Consider the following 15,925-nt stretch of genomic DNA (forward strand, 5'->3'; position numbering starts at 1 on the left):
CAGCCGCTGGGCTGCAAGCTCACGTGAATAATTAGTTGAGAGTTTATCTTTTTTCGCCGGGTTTTTCTTGATATTGATCTATCTGAAATTGGCATTTTGCCGTTCTAACTGTGCACATGATCACACAGTTGTGAGATAGTGTCTGAAACCCCTGTCAGTAGTAAGGAGTAAGCAATGCAATCACGGGTGAAATGGGTCGAAGAGATGACATTTTTGGGGCAGTCCAACTCCGGTCACAGCGTGGTGATGGACGGCAATGGCGGGGCAACAGCACCCAGCCCGATGGAGCTGGTCCTGATGGCTGCGGGTGGTTGTAGCTCGGTTGATGTGGTGGACGGACTGAAGTCTGCCGGCCAGCAGATCACCGGCTGTGAAGCGCAAATTACCTCGGTCCGCCGGGAGCAGGCACCGCGCATTTTTACCACCGCCAACCTGCATTTTGTTGTCACCGGCCATGATCTGGACGAAGCCTTAGTGGCCAAAACCGTGGCGGATTCTTTGGAGAAGTACTGCTCGGTGTGCCTGATGCTGGGCGAAGGGGTGGAAATGACTCACTCCTATGCCGTGGTGCCGGCGTAAGGATGTTCGCGTGACGAGAAGCCGGTCTTCTCGTCACGCTCTGATACGGGGCGGGCGGATTTAGCCGAACTTGCCGGTTTCGATCAGCTGCTGGATCAGCGGGCCCATGATCAGCTCCATCGCGAAACTCATCTTGCCGCCCGGCACGACCAGGGTGTTGTGGCGCGACATGAACGAGCCCTGGATCATCGCCAGCAGGTACGGGAAATCGACATTTTTGATCCCGCGAAAACGGATCACCACAAAGCTCTCATCCAGGCTCGGGATCGCCTTGGCGGTAAACGGGTTGGAGGTGTCGACCGTCGGCACGCGCTGGAAGTTGATATGGGTGCGTGAGAACTGCGGGGTAATGTAGTTGAGGTAGTCATCCATCGAACGGACCACGGAGTCCATCACGGCTTCGCGGGAATGACCCCGATCGCGGGTATCACGGACAATTTTCTGAATCCACTCCAGATTGACGATCGGCACCATGCCGATCAGCAGGTCGACATGCTGGGCGACATTGATATCGCCATCTACCACCCCACCGTGCAGTCCTTCATAGAACAACACATTGGTATTTTCCGGCAGATCCTGCCAGGGGGTAAAGGTGCCCGGCATTTGGTTGTAGGGCACGGCCTCATCGAAGGTGTGGAGATAACGGCGGAATTTGCCGCTGCCGTCATTGCCGTACTGGCGGAAAAAGTTTTCCAGTTGGGCAAAGTCATTGGCCTGAGGACCAAAGTAGCTGATATGCCGGCCTTGCTCTTTGGCCTTACGGATCTCGACGTCCATTTCCGGTCGGGTAAAGCGGTGGAAGCTGTCGCCTTCCAGCCAGGCCGCATTGATGCCCATCATATTGAACATTTTGCGAAAGGCTTCGGAAGTCGTCGACGTTCCGGCGCCCGAAGAGCCCGTAACGGCAATTATCGGATGTTTTGCAGACATGACAAACCCTGTCGTTAACAATAACGGAAAGAGTTATTAACAGGCGAGCAGGGGGCAGGTCAAGCCGGATTGCTAAATTTGCAGGGGAGTCACCGCCGCCGGGCGGTGTTATGCGTCCAGTTGGCGGCGTAGTTTGATATCGACCGTTTCATGCAATTCGGAGAACACAATGACGGCATCACCGCTTTGCAGCTGGCGGCGAACATGGCTGACTTTCTCGGCCATCGTGAGCTCGCTTTCGCCGTAGTCGGTGCCTTCGCGCAGCACGAAATGTTCAATCAGGTTGGTCAGGGTTTCAGGATCGATGTCTTGCCAGGGAATAATCATTGCAAACTCTCCAGGGGATATTGAATTGGTCGATTATATTGACAATTGCATCGCTTGTAGAGCCCCTTGGTTTCGCGCTCATCCGGCGGTGCCACGCTGTGTTGCATTGATCTGCACCGCGGCTCTGGCTTTGCCCTCGGCCCGGGCTTCAAACCAGGCCGGGACGGTCTGCTCAAGCCAGAACTGCGGCTTGTTCCACGATCCGGTGACGAACCCGACATGGCCGCCGTACGGGCTGAGGTGATAGTCGATGTTCTCTGGGAGCGGCATCGTGGGGATCACGGCCGGGGTCATAAACGGATCGTCGGCGGCATGGATGATCCGCAGCGGGGTCGTGATGTGCTGGAGCTTGTCGAGTCCGCTGCATTGGCGGTAGTAGTCTTCGGCATCCCGGAAGCCGTGCAGGGGGGCGGTTACCCAGTCATCGAACTGGCGCAGCGTGCGGATGGCGTTGATCTGCTCAAGTGCCAGCGGCATCGCCTCCGGCAGGACCTGTACTTTCCGGCTCAGGGTTTTCTTCATCGAACCGAGCAGATATTGCTGGTAGAGCCGTGAGAAGCCCTGCTCGATCCGCGCCGAGCAGGAGGCCAGGTTCAGCGGCGGGGAGATCACCTGCGCCGCGGCAAACTCGCTGCGGTGTTGATGCTCGGCCAGGTAGTTGACCAGCATGTTGCCGCCGAGCGAGACGCCGATCCCCCACAGCGGGTTCGTTGGAAACTGCTGCCGCAGCCAGCGCAGGAAGAAGGCGGCATCGCTGGTTTCCCCGGAGTGGTAACTGCGCGCCAGACGGTTGATCTCGCCGCTGCAGCCGCGAAAGTGCATCATTACCCCGAGCCAGCCCCGGCGTTTTGCCGCGTAGAGCAGGCCGTTGGCATACGGGCTGTGAAAGCTGCCTTCTAGGCCGTGAAACAGCACCAGGATCGGCTGGTCGTTCGGGTAGTCCTGGCCGGGACCGGTCCAGGCGAGGTCGAGAAAATCGCCATCCGGGGTTTCAATCCGCTGGGTCAGCGGAGTAAAGAGCGGAGCGCGGCGCAACAAGCGCGGCAGCAGGGTTTGCAGATGGGCATTGCGCAGGCCACTGGCCGGTTCAAAAGGGGTCATGTGCTCGCCTGACGTTGTTCGAAGATTCTTTTGGGTGTTATAGCACAGCTGGCGGCTCAGGGTGAGTCCTTGTGTTGCTCGCCCCGGAGCTGTTGCAACAGCGCCGATGGCAGGCCGAGGTGGCGCCCGTACTCGTGCAGGTTGCTATTGTCTTCGTGCAGGTTGCCACCGCATTGCCGTGGGCTGCCGGAAAAGGCCGCCGGGCGCAGGGGCAATTGGGACAGCTGGGTGAGCAGGGCTTGCTGTTGGCGTTGCTCGAGGGTGAGCTCAAAGTTGAGCAGCTGCTGGTAGCCAGCCGGGTCGAGCCGGGGTTTGAGTGCGCGGCGCATAGCGCGGTAGGAGGTGAGCAGCGCATCGGTATCTTTTAGTGCCTCGTCAAGCTGTGCCAGGCCATCTTCGGGCAAGAGCAGCGCCTGGGTGTCGAGCCAGTGTAGTAGCAAAGCCAGGTTGACATTGCCGTGATGGCGGTCTTGCAGGGCAAGGCAGGCCGCTTCAACGCCGGGATGGGCATAGTGCGCCAGGCAGAAGGGCCAGAACCCGGCCGATTTGGGCCGGGTCTGAGGTTGGGGCTGAGTCCGGGGCTTGGCGTCAGCCATTAAACTCGGCTTCCATGGCTTCCAACTGCTCCTGTAGCGCCATCCATGTCATCTCGACATCTTCGAGCGCCGATTTGGCATCGCCCTGGCGTTGCAATTGCTCGTTGAGGCGGGCTTTGTTGTCGGCGTCATAAATGCTCGGGTCTGACAGCTGGGCTTCGGCATCGCTGATCTGAGCCATCAGTTTTTCTATCTGCTGGTCGAGCTTGTCGATTTGCTTGCGCAGCGGCGCGGTTTGTTTGCGGAACTCCGCTTCCAGCCGTTTTTGCTCTTTGCGTGAGGCGGCACTGTTGTCCTTGCTGGCTTCCGGCTTAGCGGCCTGTTGTTCGCGGCGCTCGTTGCGTTGCTGCTCAGTCAGCCACTTGTGATAGTCGTGCAGATCGCCGTTGAACGGTTCGACCTTCTGATCGTGCACTAAGTACAGATCATCGGTGGTGGCCCGCAACAGATACCGGTCGTGGCTGACAATCACCATGGCGCCTTCATAGGACTGTAGGGCCAGGGTCAGGGCCTGGCGCATATCGAGATCCAGGTGGTTGGTCGGTTCATCGAGCAGCAACAGGTTCGGGCGCTGCCACACGATCAGGGCCAGCACCAGGCGGGCTTTTTCGCCGCCGGAGAACGGGCCGACCGGCTCCAGGGCCTTGTCCCCCTGAAAGCCAAAGCTGCCGAGATAGTCGCGCAGTTGTTGCTCGGTCGCCTGCGGGGCGATGCGCACCATGTGCTGCACCGGGGTGTCTTCCAGATACAGGGTTTCCAGCTGGTGCTGGGCGAAGTAGCCGATTTTGACCCCTTGCGAGTAGGTCAGATCGCCCGCTTTAGCCGGCAGCTCACCGGACAGCAGCTTGATCAGGGTGGATTTACCGGCGCCGTTGCGCCCGAGCAGGCCGATCCGGCTGCCCGGCACCAGGTTGAGACGGATGTTGTCCAGGATCAGGGTGTCGCCGTAGCCGGCCATCACCTGATCCATCATCAGGATCGGGTTCGGCAGGGCCGCCGGTTCGCGAAATTCAAAATTGAACGGGTTATCGAACTGGGCCGGCAGCACTTTTTCCATCCGCTCCAGCGCTTTGATCCGGCTCTGGGCCTGACGGGCCTTGCTGGCTTTGTAGCGGAAGCGGTCGATGTAGGACTGCATGTGCGCCATTTGCTTCTGCTGCTTCTGGAACATCGCCTGTTGCAGGATCATCTTTTCTGCCCGCTGGGTTTCAAACGATGAGTAGTTGCCGGTGTAGCTGTTCAGGGTCTCGTTCTCGATATGGATGATCCGTCCGACCACAGGATCGAGGAAATCGCGGTCGTGGGAGATCAGCACCAGGGTGCCACGGTAGCTTTGCAGCCATTTTTCCAGCCACATTACGGCATCGAGATCCAGGTGGTTGGTCGGCTCATCGAGCAGCAGGAGATCTGAGCGGCACAGCAGCGCCTGCGCCAGGTTGAGGCGCATCCGCCAGCCCCCGGAGAACTGGGTCAGGTGCCAGTCCATCTGCGCCTGGGAAAACCCCAGGCCGTCGAGCAGCTCGGCGGCGCGGGCACGGATACTGTAGCCGCCGATGGTATCGAGCTTGCCGTGCAGCTCGGCCACACGGGTGCCTTGATCCGCCGCTTCGGCAGCCGCTAACGCCTGCTCCAACTGACGGTATTCCCGGTCGCCGTCAATCACATATTCAATGGCGCTGCGTTCAAGTGCCGGGGTTTCCTGGGCCACCCAGGCCAGCTCCCAGTGGGCCGGCAGCTGACTGGTACCGGCATCGACACTGAGTTCACCTTTCAGTAACGCAAACAGGGTAGACTTGCCGCAGCCGTTTTTGCCGACCAGGCCGACTTTGTCACCAGGGTGAATGGTGGCTGAGGCATTGTTGAGAAGGGCTTTGCCGCCCCGTAAGAGCTGAATATCCGAAAAGGTAATCATCAACAGTATCGGGGTAGCCCCGCTCCGCAAAAGTGCACGAAATGAGCGGCAGTCTATACCAAACCCTGGCGGACTGCTAACTTGAAGACGTGAACCGCACGATATTGCAACAGATCCCGTTATGAGTGCAGATTCATGCCACCAGAGCACTGCATTTCTGTATGATGGAAGTGCGCTGCCTTATCGACGTTCTCCCTGCATCCGGCGCCGCAGGTCAATCAAAGGGAAGTTATGACCACGCAAGAACAACCAAGCCACGACCCACAGCTGCCACGGATCCTGGTGATTTATGCCCACCCGGATCCGCAGGAATCGGTCGCGAACCGCGCCATGATCCGCGGGATCGCGGATCTGCCGCATGTCACCATTCACGATCTTTACGGAGCCTACCCGAATTTCTTTATTGATGTCAGCCAGGAGCGGCAGTTGATCCGCCAGCATGACATCATCGTGTTCCAGCATCCGCTCTATATGTACTCCTGCCCGGCGCTGCTCAAGGAATGGATCGATACCGTGCTGAGCAAAGGGTTTGCCCATGGGGACGGCACGGACACCATCGGCAAGCACTGGCGTTCGGTGATCACCACCGGCGGGGCGGCGGAAGCCTATACCCCGGATGGCTATAACCGCTGTACGGTGGCGGAGATCCTGCGCCCGTTCGAGCTGTGTGCCGATTTGTGCCAGATGACCTGGATTGAGCCGCTGACGTTGCACTGGGCGCGGCGGATCCCGGCGCTGGAGCTGACCCAGCATGTGGCCACCTACCGGGCGTGGCTGGCGAACCCTTTCCACACGGCGCAGGAGATGACAGATGGCGAGTGATGTATTGTCGGTCAGTGTGGTCTTTCTGGCTGCGGCTGTGGTCGCGGTGCCGATTGCCCAGCGTCTGGGCCTGGGATCGGTGTTGGGCTATCTGCTGGCGGGGATCGCGATTGGCCCCTGGGGGCTGAGGCTGATTTCCGATGTCGACGCAATTTTGCATTTTTCCGAATTCGGGGTGGTGCTGCTGCTGTTTTTGATTGGGTTGGAGCTCAATCCCAAGAAGCTGTGGCAGATGCGCAAGCCGATCCTCGGGCTCGGCGGCAGCCAGGTGGTGGTGACCAGCGCGGTGATTGCGGCGCTGGTGATGGCCAGCAGCCATTATTTCCCGGAGATCAGCTGGCGTGATGCGCTGGTGGTCGGGATGGGGCTGGCGTTGTCCTCGACCGCGATTGCCCTGCGGGTAATTGAAGAGCAGAGCCTCGGCGGCAGTGAAACCGGTCAGGCCGGGTTTGCAGTGTTGCTGTTTCAGGATATCGCGGTGATCCCGATGCTGGCGGTGCTGCCGGCACTGGCCGGGGGCGGCGGCGGCAGCTGGCTCGATTTTGCCTGGATGATCGGGGGGATTGTGGCCCTGCTGGTCGGCGGCCATTTCCTGCTCCGGCCGCTGTTTCGCTGGGTGGTGGTCAGCGGGGTGCGGGAGCTGTTTAACGTCGCGGCCCTGTTGCTGGTGATCGGCATTGCGCTAGGGATGCAGTCGCTGGGCCTGTCGATGGCGCTGGGGACGTTCCTTGCCGGGGTGCTGCTGGCCGAGAGTGAATACCGCCACGAGCTGGAAATTGCCATTGAGCCGTTCAAAGGTTTGCTCCTCGGTCTGTTTTTTATCTCGGTGGGGATGGCGGTCAATCTAGGGCTGCTGCTTCAGTATCCGTTGCAGATCCTGGCGGCGGTGATTGCGCTGGTGTGCGTCAAGGGCCTGCTGCTTTACGGCCTGGCGCGGTTGTTCGGGATCCGCGCCAAGTCGCGCAGCCAGATGGCGGCAATTCTCAGCCAGGGCGGGGAATTCGCTTTTGTCCTGTTTACGGCGGCGATGGGCGAGGGGCTGCTGGGCACGCAGTTGTCTTCGTTCTTGCTGGTGGTGGTCAGTATCTCGATGATGACCACCCCGCTGGTGCTGCTGTTGCAGGAGAAATGGTTCATCCGCACCTTCAAGGCCGAAGCCGAAGAGGCGATGGAAAGCGATGTGATTGATCGCGAGCCGCGGGTGATCATTACCGGGTTTGGCCGCTTCGGCCAGGTGGTGGGGCGGTTGCTGTTTGCCAACAAAATCCGGGTCACGGTATTGGAACGGGATCCGAGTCAGATCCAGTTCCTGCGTAAATTCGGCTATAAGGTTTATTATGGCGATGCGACGCAGCTGGATTTATTGCGTGCTGCCGGGGCTGATAAGGCCGAAGCCATTATTATCTGTACCGATGAACCGGATGAAGTGATGAAGGTGGTGCTGCTGTGTCAGCAGTATTTTCCTCAGCTCAAAATCCTGGCCCGGGCCCGTAGCCGGGTGGAGGCACATCAGTTGCTGGGGCACGGGGTGGAGCACTTCTCGCGGGAAACCTTTGCCGGAGCCCTTGATTTGGGGCGCCAAGCCCTTATATCTCTCGGCATGCACCCGTATAAGGCTCAGCGGGCTGAGGCGCATTTTCGTAAACTGGATACAACAGCCCTGCGTGATTTGCTGCCGCAGCATTCCGAAGACGTTCACTTAGCCTCGCGGGCCAAAGAGGCCCGCAAAGAGCTGGAAGAGATCTTCGATCGGGAGATGCGCGGTGAGCAAGAGCGGCACAACGGCTGGGATTAACCAAGGCTGCGTTGGCGCAGCCGGTGAACAAGGAATGGGGTGATGGCAAAGAAACGATTTATTGCCGGTGCGGTTTGCCCGCAATGCCAGCAGAAGGATACCCTGCGCTGGTGGCAGGAACATGAGATGGAGCGGGTAGAGTGTGTTGCCTGTGATTATAGCGACAGCCGGGCGCCGCAGGCGGTGGAAGCCAGCGAGCAGCTGTCGCAGCAAACCAAAGATCAAGTAATTGGGATCTTTAAACCGGAATAACGACGTGGGGATTGGCATCCGGCCCCCTTTATCCGTTATGATGCGGGAAGATTTACACCGGGTACGGCTGGGCTGGCGAGCGCCGCAAGGCCGATACTCACTCAACATCCGATATTGGAGTGAACATGAAAGTCGCTAAAGACATCGTAGTAAGCCTGGCTTATCAAGTGAAAACTGAAGATGGCGTGGTAGTCGATCAGTCAACTGCTGAAGCACCACTGGATTACCTTCACGGCCACAACAACCTGATTGTGGGTCTGGAGAAGGCACTGGAAGGTCGTGAAGCCGGCGAGAAATTCGAAGTGACCGTTGCTCCGGAAGAAGCTTATGGCGAGCATATGGATGAAATGGTTCAGCGTGTTCCAGCGGATGTATTCCAGGGCGTTGACGAAATCACTGTGGGTATGCGCTTCCTGGCGGATACTGATCAGGGTCCGATCCCGGTTGAAGTTACTGAAGTTGATGGCGACCACGTGGTGGTTGACGGCAACCACATGCTGGCCGGCCAGACGCTGACGTTTGCTGCAGAAGTTGTTGCGCTGCGTGAAGCGACTGAAGAAGAAATCGCCCACGGCCACATCCACCAGGGTGGCGGTTGCTGCGGTGGCGGTAGCTGCGGTGATCACGACCACGGTCACGATCATGACCACGAAGGTGGTTGCTGCTCGCACTAAGCCATCGGGCTTAGCCAAGCATGAAAAAAGGAAGCCGAGGCTTCCTTTTTTTGATCCAATTCTACCTTGAAATCCGCCTTGACATGCGGATGGGAGCCACGACTCAGTAATGGGGCGGCGGGGTTTCTTCTGACTCACTGGCCATATTGGATGGCTCCATCCCTTTGACTTTTCCGACCAGAAACTGCAGTTGCGTGTGCATTTTGTCGATCGCAAACTGCTGCTGGGTCAGTGCCTGGTTGAGCTCTTCAATGGTCTGCTCCTGAAACGCCTGCTTCATTTCCAGCTCATCGATCTGGGCCTGTAATTTTTCAATCTCGGTCATAGGGCAAAGAGGTCCGTTATTTGGTGGTCCAGGCCTGGGCAATGCCGGCGGAGGTGCCGGAGATCACCTGCCCGTCTGGGGTAATGGCGACATCATACACCACTGCTGCCGGGGGTCGAGTGTCTTGTTGCGGGGCGGCTTCCCAGCGACCGAGGTTTTCGCCGGTGGCGGTATCCCACAGTTCGACGCGCCGGGCCGGAGTGCCGGTCGCCAGCCAGTGGCCGTCATCAGAAAACCGGGCGCTGGAGAGGTTTTGCTGGCGCAGGCGGACCGCCAGTTCGGCTTGTTTGTCCCCGGAATCCAGGCGCCAAAGATAGATGTCATTGCCGCCATCGGCCGTCAGGGCCAGCTTACCGTCGCGCTGCAGCGCCACCCGGCTGATCCGCGAATTGTGGGCAAACTGGTAGATCACCTGGCCGGTTTGGGTATCCCACAGGTAGGCATTGTGGTCATTGCCGCCGGACAGGGCATACTGGCCATTGGCCGACAGGGCGACAGAATTGACTTTTTCCCGGTGGGCAAGGAACTCCAGGCGACGACCGGTGCCTAAGTCGACGTACATTGCCTTCCCGTTCGATAACCCGAGCAGGACATGCTGGCCGTTATTGGCGATATCGACATCGCGGATGATCCCGTCGGAAACCGACCAGAGCCCGTCGGATTGCCCCCAGGCCAGGTCCCAGACTGCAAAATTTTGTGCGGTGGCCGTAATGGCGAAACGGTGGTTGTCGGAGATCCGGCTCGACAGGACCGGATTGTGATGTGGATCTTGAGAACCAAAATCAGCTAACCTTTTGTTTTGCTGTAAGTCCCACAGCACGATACCTTGTTGCGTCGTATGAAAAAGGGCAAACCGGCCATCCCGGCTGAGGCTGAAGCTGGTGGCGCCTTCCGGAGCCAGCTCCCAGCGCTGACTTTCAGAACCTGAAAAAAAACAGCCGGTCAGGATGAACAGTGCCAAAATAATGCTTAAGACTGGAATATTTTTGCGCATTACGTCAGGTTCCGGTTGCTGGGCGAGCGATAGATTCGGCAGTTTGAGTAAGTGACTGATTAAAAATGAATAAGGCAGTGACTTACTCCGGTTGCTATTAGTATATTGATATAGCGCGCTTTTCACACCTATTGCGGAAAGCCGGAGATAAATTTGAGGCATCCCCTCAGTAAATGATGGAGAAATACATGAAACCTGTTCTAAAGATGTCTGTTTTGGCTGCGACAATCCTACTGGCTGTAGGCTGCCAAGATGAGAAAACGGCCGAAGCCAAACCTGAAGCCCCTGCCAAGGTGGAGCAGGTTGCATCTGATGCAGCAACAGCGTTTGCGTCTGAGGACGATAAAGCCGCGTATGCGATTGGTGCTTCGCTGGCACAATATCTGTCAGCGAATCTGGATCAGCAAAAAGAGCTGGGCATGACGCTGGATCGGGAGCAGGTGCTGGCCGGGGTGCGTGATGTCTTTGCCGGGAACAGTCGTCTGACACCGGAAGAAACCCAACAGGCCCTGCAGGATCTGGACAAGCGTGTGTCTGAGATGATGATGGCCAAGGCGCAGGAAGAAGCAGACAAGAACAGCAAGGCCGGCGATGCGTTCCGCGCCGAGTTCGAAAAGCAAGATGGCGTCATGAAGACGGATTCCGGCCTGTTGTACCAGGTAGAAACGCAAGGTGAAGGCGAGAAGCCACAGGCAACCGACACCGTGAAAGTGCACTACAAAGGCACGCTGACGGACGGCACTGAGTTTGACAGCTCGTACAAGCGCAACCAGCCGGCAACCTTCCCGCTGAACCAAGTGATCCCGGGTTGGACCGAAGGCGTTCAGCTGATGCCGGTCGGTTCGAAGTTCAAGTTTGTCATTCCGCCGGAGCTGGCTTACGGCTCGCAGGCCAACCCAAGCATTCCGGCCAACTCGACGCTGGTGTTTGAGGTTGAGCTGCTGGATATCGTGAAATCTGAAGCGGCTCAGGCGGAAGCCGGCGACGCAGCGACCCAGTAAAGGAGTCCCGGCGGAGCACGTCTGCGGCACTCAAATTAATAAAAAACCCGGCTCAGGCCGCAATGCAGTTCACTTAAGGGGAGCTGCATGGCGATTAACCGGGTAGCGGGTCTTTGATATCTTAACTGCCCTGGGCCTAGATGGCCTGGGGCGATTTTCCTTGAAGAGCACTGACAGGTCCCCCCGTAGTGCCTTTAGCCTCTTGGGCGTGTTTCCCGGTGACAGTGCCTTACTCATTACCCTGAGCTGACTTGCAATAAACTGGCAGGCGTACTTGAAGCTTATTTCTGTGGGGGCTCTGTCATGCGCCACAGCCGCCTGGCTTGCCTCTCTCCTGACCAGGTTGTAGCCGAGAAGCAACCCCCATAACTCTTGATAAACCAGCTCGACCGTTTTGCTCCGCAAGGTAAGAGAATTGTGCTGCATGGAGCTCTTTATATCGCGGTAGCCCAGTTCAATCTCCCAGCGTTCGTGGTATAGGGTGGCAACCTGCTCGGCGCTGTACATCTCTCTTGGCAGGGAGGTGAAAACCGTTTTCTCTTTCCCGTCTACCTCATAGGTGACTGCCCGTACCTGCCATTTCTCAGGAAGGGTCGGATTCTTCTTTCTCGCTTGGGGCGAGACCTTCATCTCGATAAGGTTGTCATTGGTTTCCTCCTCGTCGAGAAGTGTGTATACCACGCCTTTTTTAGCAGGAATAAGCCAATGTCGGTTTGCCCCGCTGGCAGAGATGCCCAGCAACAGGCTTGCTCCGTAAAATCCCTTATCCAGCAAAGTCACCGAGTTATCCGGCAGCGAGTTGATAAAGGGTTGGGCCAGCGGTATTTCACCTCGGCGATAAGGGCTGATATCGGCATCAATGATGATATGGGAACGCACGTTCATCATGGTGACAAGACGGAGTACAGGGTAAGGTGTCTGGCGCTTTCCGGATGTGTTTCCCGAACCGAAGTGTTCGCGAAGCCCGGGGGTATCCGGGGTCCTGAACAGAGCCCCATCAACAGCAAAAACCTGAAGTTTATTCCAGCTGTCTTCCGGGTACCTTTCTTTACCCCATACCTGAGCACACTGTTTGAACAGCCATTTAGGCGCTTCCTTTCCCAGTCGCTGACGGGCTTGTGTCAGAGCACTCTTGGCCAGGAGTTCCTCGTTTGCCAACCCTTCGGCACAGACATTCATACGGCGGGCCACTTCAGCTATAGGCTCATTGCGGAAAAAGGCCATACCGACAATAAGCCAGAGCACCATATCACTGGGGAGCCGTCTTCGTCTGATGGTTGCCTGAGTCGATAAAGATGTAGCTCTGGCAACCCACTCGTCGGGAACGTGTTCAGAGAAAGTGGTCAGCTGGGAGATATCGACAGGAGACTCTTCAAGAAAATCTGTGAGTGCGGAAGCTAAGGGCATAAAAAAACCGGAAACCAGTAAATGATTTCCGATTTTGACGCATCAGAAGGATCAGTCAACCGATCCTTAACTGATCAGCATTGCGGCTCAGGCCGGGTTTTTTATTGCAAAGCGCGATACCCGCGAGGAGATAAATGTTCAGGCCGCTGTCAGTATTCTGATAAACTTGCTAGAAAGATTTGAATTCATTCCCCATGTATTTATTTTCATCACCAGGACGGGTGTTGAAAATAAATGAATCGGGCTCTGCAAGGAAGAGATGACAAGTGGTTTCGACAGATAACTTTGGCTCTGACGTCATGGTGGAAAGTGACCTGATTGAAGCGCGGGCCTTCACCGAACATGACTATATCGTTTTGCGCTCGTATGAAGCGGTCGTCGACGGGCTGGCAGCCCTGATCGGCCCGTTTTGTGAGATCGTGCTGCACTCGCTGGCTGATCTGAACACCTCCGCGATTAAAATTGCCAACGGGGAGAATACCGGGCGGAAGGTCGGCTCGCCGATCACCGATCTGGCGCTGCGGATGTTGCGTGATATCGAAGGCTCTGAGCGGAATTTTTCCCGGGCCTATTTTACCCGTGCGAAAGGCGGTGCGTTGATGAAGTCGATCACCATTGCGATCCGCAATGGCGAGGATCGGATCATCGGCCTGCTGTGCATCAACGTCAATCTTGACGCGCCGTTCTCCCAGATCCTGCAATCGTTCATGCCGACGGATGAAGCCAAGCAGGCGGCGTCCAGCGTAAACTTTGCCAGCGACGTGGATGAGTTGGTGGATCAGACTGTTGAGCGGACGATTGAAGAGATCAATGCCGACAAGAATGTCTCCAACAACGCCAAGAACCGGCAGATTGTCATGGAGCTGTATGACAAGGGTATCTTTGACATTAAAGATGCCATCAACCGGGTGGCGGAGCGGCTGAACATTTCCAAGCATACGGTGTACCTGTATATCCGTCAGCGTAAAACCGAGGATGGCGAAAAATGAGCCTGAACTATGTGCTGGTGGTGGACGGACCGGCATACGGGACTCAGGCCGCCCGTACGGCTTATCAGTTTGCACAGGCCGTTCTGGCCGAAGGGCACCGCTTGACCCGGATATTTTTCTACCGGGACGGGGTGTATAACGGCTCGGCATTGTCGGCTCCCGCCTCTGACGAATTCGATTTGGTTGCTGCCTGGCAGCAGCTGGCCGCAGCACATCAAATTGAATTACAGACCTGTGTTGCCGCGGCGCTGCGCCGTGGCATTGTTGGTGAGCAGGAAGCGGCCCAGAATCAGTTGCCGGGTCAGAATCTGGCGGCTGGTTTTGAACAGGCCGGGCTCGGCGGGTTATCCGAAGCCCTGCTGACCGCGGATCGGGTGATCCAGTTTTAAATTAAGCGATGCGAGAGCAGTGCATGAAATCATTAGGCTTTGTCTTTCACAGCGCCCCCCATGGCAGCAGTAGCGGCCGCGAAGGGCTTGATGCGGTGCTGGCGACTTCAGCATACAGTGAAGAGATCAAGGTATTTTTTATCGGTGACGGCGTGTTTCAGCTGTTGGCAGGCCAACAGCCGGAGCAGGTGTTGTGCCGGGACTATATCGCCACCTTCAAGATGCTGGCACTGTATGACATCGAGCAGGTGTATGTGTGCCAGCAGTCACTGGCCGAGCGGGGGATTGACCCTGCAGGCCTGTTGATTGAGACCGAGCTGCTGAGCGCAGAAGCGCTGAGCGCCCAACTGCACCAATGCCAGCGTGTGCTAAGTTTCTGAGGACTCTATGCTCCATACCATCATGACTTCCCCGTTTCAGAGTCAGGCCCTGCGGCGTTGCCTGCGTTATCTTGCCCCACAGGACGAAATTTTGTTGATCCAGGATGCGGTGGTGGCCGGGACCGAAAAAAATGCCTGGTCCGAGGCGCTCACGCAGGCCGGCGTAAACATATATGTACTGGAAGTGGATCTGGTCGCCCGTGGATTACGTGAGCAGATGAACGAACGGATCCATGTTGTTGATTATTCAGGATTTGTTGGCTTAACAGAACGCCACGAAAGCCAGATGAAATGGGAGTAGCCGCGGCCAGTCAGCCGGGTCTGCGACGGCTTCGATCGATTGTCTAAGAAATGATCACCCTATTGATCGTTGGTTATATCTTGACACCCTTAGGTCCGATGCCTAAAATTTCGCGTCCTCCTGTTGTTGGGAGGCAGATTTTTCACACTTACGAAAGTAATTTCAGGAGCTATTTAATGGCAACTATTAACCAGCTGGTACGCAAGCCACGTGCAAAGCAAGTTGTTAAAAGCAACGTGCCTGCGCTAGAAGCGTGTCCACAAAAACGTGGTGTATGTACTCGTGTATACACTACTACTCCTAAGAAACCAAACTCAGCACTACGTAAAGTGTGCCGTGTTCGTCTGACGAACGGTTTCGAAGTAACTTCATACATCGGCGGTGAAGGCCACAACCTGCAAGAGCACAGTGTTGTTCTGATCCGTGGTGGTCGTGTTAAAGACCTTCCTGGTGTTCGCTACCACACTGTTCGTGGTGCACTTGACTGTGCAGGCGTTAATGACCGTAAACAAGGTCGTTCTAAGTACGGTGTGAAGCGTCCTAAGTCTTAATGGAATCCGTTAAGTAAGGCCAAACACTAAAATTATTTAATTTTGAAGAAACTGAAAAGTTTTGGATAACCTGAAGAAGACAACGGAGAATATCCATGCCACGTCGTCGCGTAATTGGTCAGCGTAAGATCCTTCCAGATCCAAAGTTCAAATCTGAACTGCTGGCAAAATTCGTCAACATCCTAATGATTGACGGTAAGAAATCTACTGCAGAGAAAATTGTTTACACTGCACTGGATACAATGGCTGAGCGTTCTGGTGAAGAACACCTGGCTATCTTTGAAAAAGCTCTTGAAAACGTTCGTCCAGCGGTAGAAGTTAAGTCTCGCCGTGTGGGTGGTTCAACTTACCAAGTACCAGTTGAAGTACGTCCAGTACGTCGTAACGCGCTGGCTATGCGTTGGTTGGTTGAAGCTGCGCGTAAGCGTGGTGAAAAATCTATGGCTGGTCGTCTGGCTGCTGAAATGCTGGATGCCGCTGACAACAAAGGTTCTGCTGTTAAGAAACGTGAAGACGTTCACCGTATGGCAGAAGCGAACAAAGCGTTCGCACATTACCGCTGGTAATCACCCCGGTAATAAAAATTGGGCGCAGCAAGCT

The 15,925-nt window shown here is 56.5% G+C and carries 20 protein-coding genes; 12 read left to right on the forward strand and 8 right to left on the reverse strand.

Annotation, left to right across the window (positions count from 1 at the left end):
* The first annotated feature begins 174 nt into the window (after window positions 1-174).
* Window positions 175-579: an OsmC family protein gene (locus tag NH461_RS01245; protein WP_261601561.1), complete on the forward strand. Its 405-nt coding sequence runs from the start codon at window positions 175-177 to the stop codon at window positions 577-579.
* A 60-nt stretch (window positions 580-639) separates the two neighbouring features.
* Here the strand turns inward: NH461_RS01245 and NH461_RS01250 are convergent, their stop codons facing one another.
* The 5 genes from NH461_RS01250 to NH461_RS01270 form a co-directional block, all read right to left on the reverse strand.
* Window positions 640-1,509 carry a phosphoribulokinase gene (locus tag NH461_RS01250; RefSeq protein WP_261601562.1) on the reverse strand — a complete coding sequence of 290 codons (870 nt, stop codon included), beginning with the start codon at window positions 1,507-1,509 and terminating at the stop codon, window positions 640-642.
* A 108-nt stretch (window positions 1,510-1,617) separates the two neighbouring features.
* On the reverse strand, window positions 1,618-1,836 hold the full coding sequence (locus NH461_RS01255) for a YheU family protein (RefSeq protein ID WP_261601563.1): 219 nt from the start codon (window positions 1,834-1,836) through the stop codon (window positions 1,618-1,620).
* 78 nt (window positions 1,837-1,914) lie between these two features.
* Window positions 1,915-2,937 carry a hydrolase gene (locus NH461_RS01260; RefSeq protein WP_261601564.1) on the reverse strand — a complete coding sequence of 341 codons (1,023 nt, stop codon included), beginning with the start codon at window positions 2,935-2,937 and terminating at the stop codon, window positions 1,915-1,917.
* Between the two features lie 56 nt (window positions 2,938-2,993).
* Window positions 2,994-3,533: a TIGR02444 family protein gene (locus tag NH461_RS01265; RefSeq protein ID WP_261601565.1), complete on the reverse strand. Its 540-nt coding sequence runs from the start codon at window positions 3,531-3,533 to the stop codon at window positions 2,994-2,996.
* Window positions 3,526-5,445, reverse strand: a complete 1,920-nt coding sequence (locus tag NH461_RS01270; RefSeq protein WP_261601566.1) for an ABC transporter ATP-binding protein — start codon at window positions 5,443-5,445, stop codon at window positions 3,526-3,528. Before NH461_RS01270 ends, NH461_RS01265 begins: the two co-directional genes overlap by 8 nt.
* 231 nt (window positions 5,446-5,676) lie before the next feature.
* Here NH461_RS01270 and kefG point away from each other — a divergent pair, with 231 nt between their 5' ends.
* From kefG to slyD, 4 genes are all read left to right on the forward strand, one after another.
* Window positions 5,677-6,267 carry a glutathione-regulated potassium-efflux system ancillary protein KefG gene (gene kefG / locus NH461_RS01275; protein ID WP_261601567.1) on the forward strand — a complete coding sequence of 197 codons (591 nt, stop codon included), beginning with the start codon at window positions 5,677-5,679 and terminating at the stop codon, window positions 6,265-6,267.
* Window positions 6,257-8,062 carry a glutathione-regulated potassium-efflux system protein KefB gene (kefB, locus tag NH461_RS01280; protein ID WP_261601568.1) on the forward strand — a complete coding sequence of 602 codons (1,806 nt, stop codon included), beginning with the start codon at window positions 6,257-6,259 and terminating at the stop codon, window positions 8,060-8,062. The genes kefG and kefB overlap by 11 nt, the downstream gene beginning before the upstream one ends.
* Before the next feature lie 42 nt (window positions 8,063-8,104).
* Window positions 8,105-8,314, forward strand: a complete 210-nt coding sequence (locus NH461_RS01285) for a YheV family putative zinc ribbon protein (protein ID WP_261601569.1) — start codon at window positions 8,105-8,107, stop codon at window positions 8,312-8,314.
* A gap of 125 nt (window positions 8,315-8,439) precedes the next feature.
* Complete coding sequence (gene slyD, locus NH461_RS01290) at window positions 8,440-8,988, forward strand: peptidylprolyl isomerase (RefSeq protein ID WP_261601570.1); 549 nt, start codon at window positions 8,440-8,442, stop codon at window positions 8,986-8,988.
* 103 nt (window positions 8,989-9,091) lie between these two features.
* Here the strand turns inward: slyD and NH461_RS01295 are convergent, their stop codons facing one another.
* On the reverse strand, window positions 9,092-9,313 hold the full coding sequence (locus tag NH461_RS01295; RefSeq protein WP_261601571.1) for a SlyX family protein: 222 nt from the start codon (window positions 9,311-9,313) through the stop codon (window positions 9,092-9,094).
* Between the two features lie 16 nt (window positions 9,314-9,329).
* Window positions 9,330-10,307: a WD40 repeat domain-containing protein gene (locus NH461_RS01300; protein ID WP_261601572.1), complete on the reverse strand. Its 978-nt coding sequence runs from the start codon at window positions 10,305-10,307 to the stop codon at window positions 9,330-9,332.
* Window positions 10,308-10,495: 188 nt separating this feature from the next.
* Here NH461_RS01300 and fkpA point away from each other — a divergent pair, with 188 nt between their 5' ends.
* Window positions 10,496-11,308, forward strand: coding sequence for an FKBP-type peptidyl-prolyl cis-trans isomerase (fkpA, locus tag NH461_RS01305; protein ID WP_261601573.1), 813 nt, complete (start codon window positions 10,496-10,498; stop codon window positions 11,306-11,308).
* A 69-nt stretch (window positions 11,309-11,377) separates the two neighbouring features.
* Here fkpA and NH461_RS01310 read toward each other — a convergent pair whose 3' ends face one another.
* Window positions 11,378-12,715 carry an IS4 family transposase gene (locus tag NH461_RS01310; RefSeq protein WP_261600266.1) on the reverse strand — a complete coding sequence of 446 codons (1,338 nt, stop codon included), beginning with the start codon at window positions 12,713-12,715 and terminating at the stop codon, window positions 11,378-11,380.
* Window positions 12,716-12,981: 266 nt separating this feature from the next.
* Here NH461_RS01310 and NH461_RS01315 point away from each other — a divergent pair, with 266 nt between their 5' ends.
* The 6 genes from NH461_RS01315 to rpsG all read left to right on the forward strand — a co-directional run bounded on the left by NH461_RS01315 (window position 12,982) and on the right by rpsG (window position 15,891).
* On the forward strand, window positions 12,982-13,704 hold the full coding sequence (locus NH461_RS01315) for a transcriptional regulator (protein ID WP_261601574.1): 723 nt from the start codon (window positions 12,982-12,984) through the stop codon (window positions 13,702-13,704).
* A complete protein-coding gene (tusD, locus tag NH461_RS01320; protein WP_261601575.1) occupies window positions 13,701-14,093 on the forward strand; it encodes a sulfurtransferase complex subunit TusD in 393 nt (130 codons plus the stop codon). Before NH461_RS01315 ends, tusD begins: the two co-directional genes overlap by 4 nt.
* Window positions 14,094-14,116: 23 nt before the next feature.
* The gene (gene tusC / locus NH461_RS01325) at window positions 14,117-14,473 is read left to right on the forward strand and encodes a sulfurtransferase complex subunit TusC (protein WP_261601576.1); all 357 of its coding nucleotides are present in this window, start codon (window positions 14,117-14,119) and stop codon (window positions 14,471-14,473) included.
* 7 nt (window positions 14,474-14,480) lie between these two features.
* Window positions 14,481-14,774 (forward strand): sulfurtransferase complex subunit TusB, encoded by a 294-nt coding sequence (gene tusB, locus NH461_RS01330; RefSeq protein WP_261601577.1) that lies wholly within the window; start codon window positions 14,481-14,483, stop codon window positions 14,772-14,774.
* A gap of 176 nt (window positions 14,775-14,950) precedes the next feature.
* The gene (gene rpsL / locus NH461_RS01335) at window positions 14,951-15,325 is read left to right on the forward strand and encodes a 30S ribosomal protein S12 (protein ID WP_004399892.1); all 375 of its coding nucleotides are present in this window, start codon (window positions 14,951-14,953) and stop codon (window positions 15,323-15,325) included.
* A 95-nt stretch (window positions 15,326-15,420) separates the two neighbouring features.
* On the forward strand, window positions 15,421-15,891 hold the full coding sequence (gene rpsG / locus NH461_RS01340; RefSeq protein ID WP_261601578.1) for a 30S ribosomal protein S7: 471 nt from the start codon (window positions 15,421-15,423) through the stop codon (window positions 15,889-15,891).
* The last annotated feature ends 34 nt before the right edge of the window (window positions 15,892-15,925 follow it).

Origin of the sequence: Photobacterium sp. TY1-4 (assembly GCF_025398175.1) — a bacterium.
Lineage (GTDB): Bacteria > Pseudomonadota > Gammaproteobacteria > Enterobacterales > Vibrionaceae > Photobacterium.

Bases quoted from the DNA above. Each gene is read 5' to 3' on its own strand.
- NH461_RS01245 (WP_261601561.1), top strand. From the start codon at position 175: ATGCAATCACGGGTGAAATGGGTCGAAGAGATGACATTTTTGGGGCAG.
- NH461_RS01250 (WP_261601562.1), bottom strand. From the start codon at position 1,509: ATGTCTGCAAAACATCCGATAATTGCCGTTACGGGCTCTTCGGGCGCC.
- NH461_RS01255 (WP_261601563.1), bottom strand. From the start codon at position 1,836: ATGATTATTCCCTGGCAAGACATCGATCCTGAAACCCTGACCAACCTG.
- NH461_RS01260 (WP_261601564.1), bottom strand. From the start codon at position 2,937: ATGACCCCTTTTGAACCGGCCAGTGGCCTGCGCAATGCCCATCTGCAA.
- NH461_RS01265 (WP_261601565.1), bottom strand. From the start codon at position 3,533: ATGGCTGACGCCAAGCCCCGGACTCAGCCCCAACCTCAGACCCGGCCC.
- NH461_RS01270 (WP_261601566.1), bottom strand. From the start codon at position 5,445: ATGATTACCTTTTCGGATATTCAGCTCTTACGGGGCGGCAAAGCCCTT.
- kefG (WP_261601567.1), top strand. From the start codon at position 5,677: ATGACCACGCAAGAACAACCAAGCCACGACCCACAGCTGCCACGGATC.
- kefB (WP_261601568.1), top strand. From the start codon at position 6,257: ATGGCGAGTGATGTATTGTCGGTCAGTGTGGTCTTTCTGGCTGCGGCT.
- NH461_RS01285 (WP_261601569.1), top strand. From the start codon at position 8,105: ATGGCAAAGAAACGATTTATTGCCGGTGCGGTTTGCCCGCAATGCCAG.
- slyD (WP_261601570.1), top strand. From the start codon at position 8,440: ATGAAAGTCGCTAAAGACATCGTAGTAAGCCTGGCTTATCAAGTGAAA.
- NH461_RS01295 (WP_261601571.1), bottom strand. From the start codon at position 9,313: ATGACCGAGATTGAAAAATTACAGGCCCAGATCGATGAGCTGGAAATG.
- NH461_RS01300 (WP_261601572.1), bottom strand. From the start codon at position 10,307: ATGCGCAAAAATATTCCAGTCTTAAGCATTATTTTGGCACTGTTCATC.
- fkpA (WP_261601573.1), top strand. From the start codon at position 10,496: ATGAAACCTGTTCTAAAGATGTCTGTTTTGGCTGCGACAATCCTACTG.
- NH461_RS01310 (WP_261600266.1), bottom strand. From the start codon at position 12,715: ATGCCCTTAGCTTCCGCACTCACAGATTTTCTTGAAGAGTCTCCTGTC.
- tusD (WP_261601575.1), top strand. From the start codon at position 13,701: ATGAGCCTGAACTATGTGCTGGTGGTGGACGGACCGGCATACGGGACT.
- tusC (WP_261601576.1), top strand. From the start codon at position 14,117: ATGAAATCATTAGGCTTTGTCTTTCACAGCGCCCCCCATGGCAGCAGT.
- tusB (WP_261601577.1), top strand. From the start codon at position 14,481: ATGCTCCATACCATCATGACTTCCCCGTTTCAGAGTCAGGCCCTGCGG.
- rpsL (WP_004399892.1), top strand. From the start codon at position 14,951: ATGGCAACTATTAACCAGCTGGTACGCAAGCCACGTGCAAAGCAAGTT.
- rpsG (WP_261601578.1), top strand. From the start codon at position 15,421: ATGCCACGTCGTCGCGTAATTGGTCAGCGTAAGATCCTTCCAGATCCA.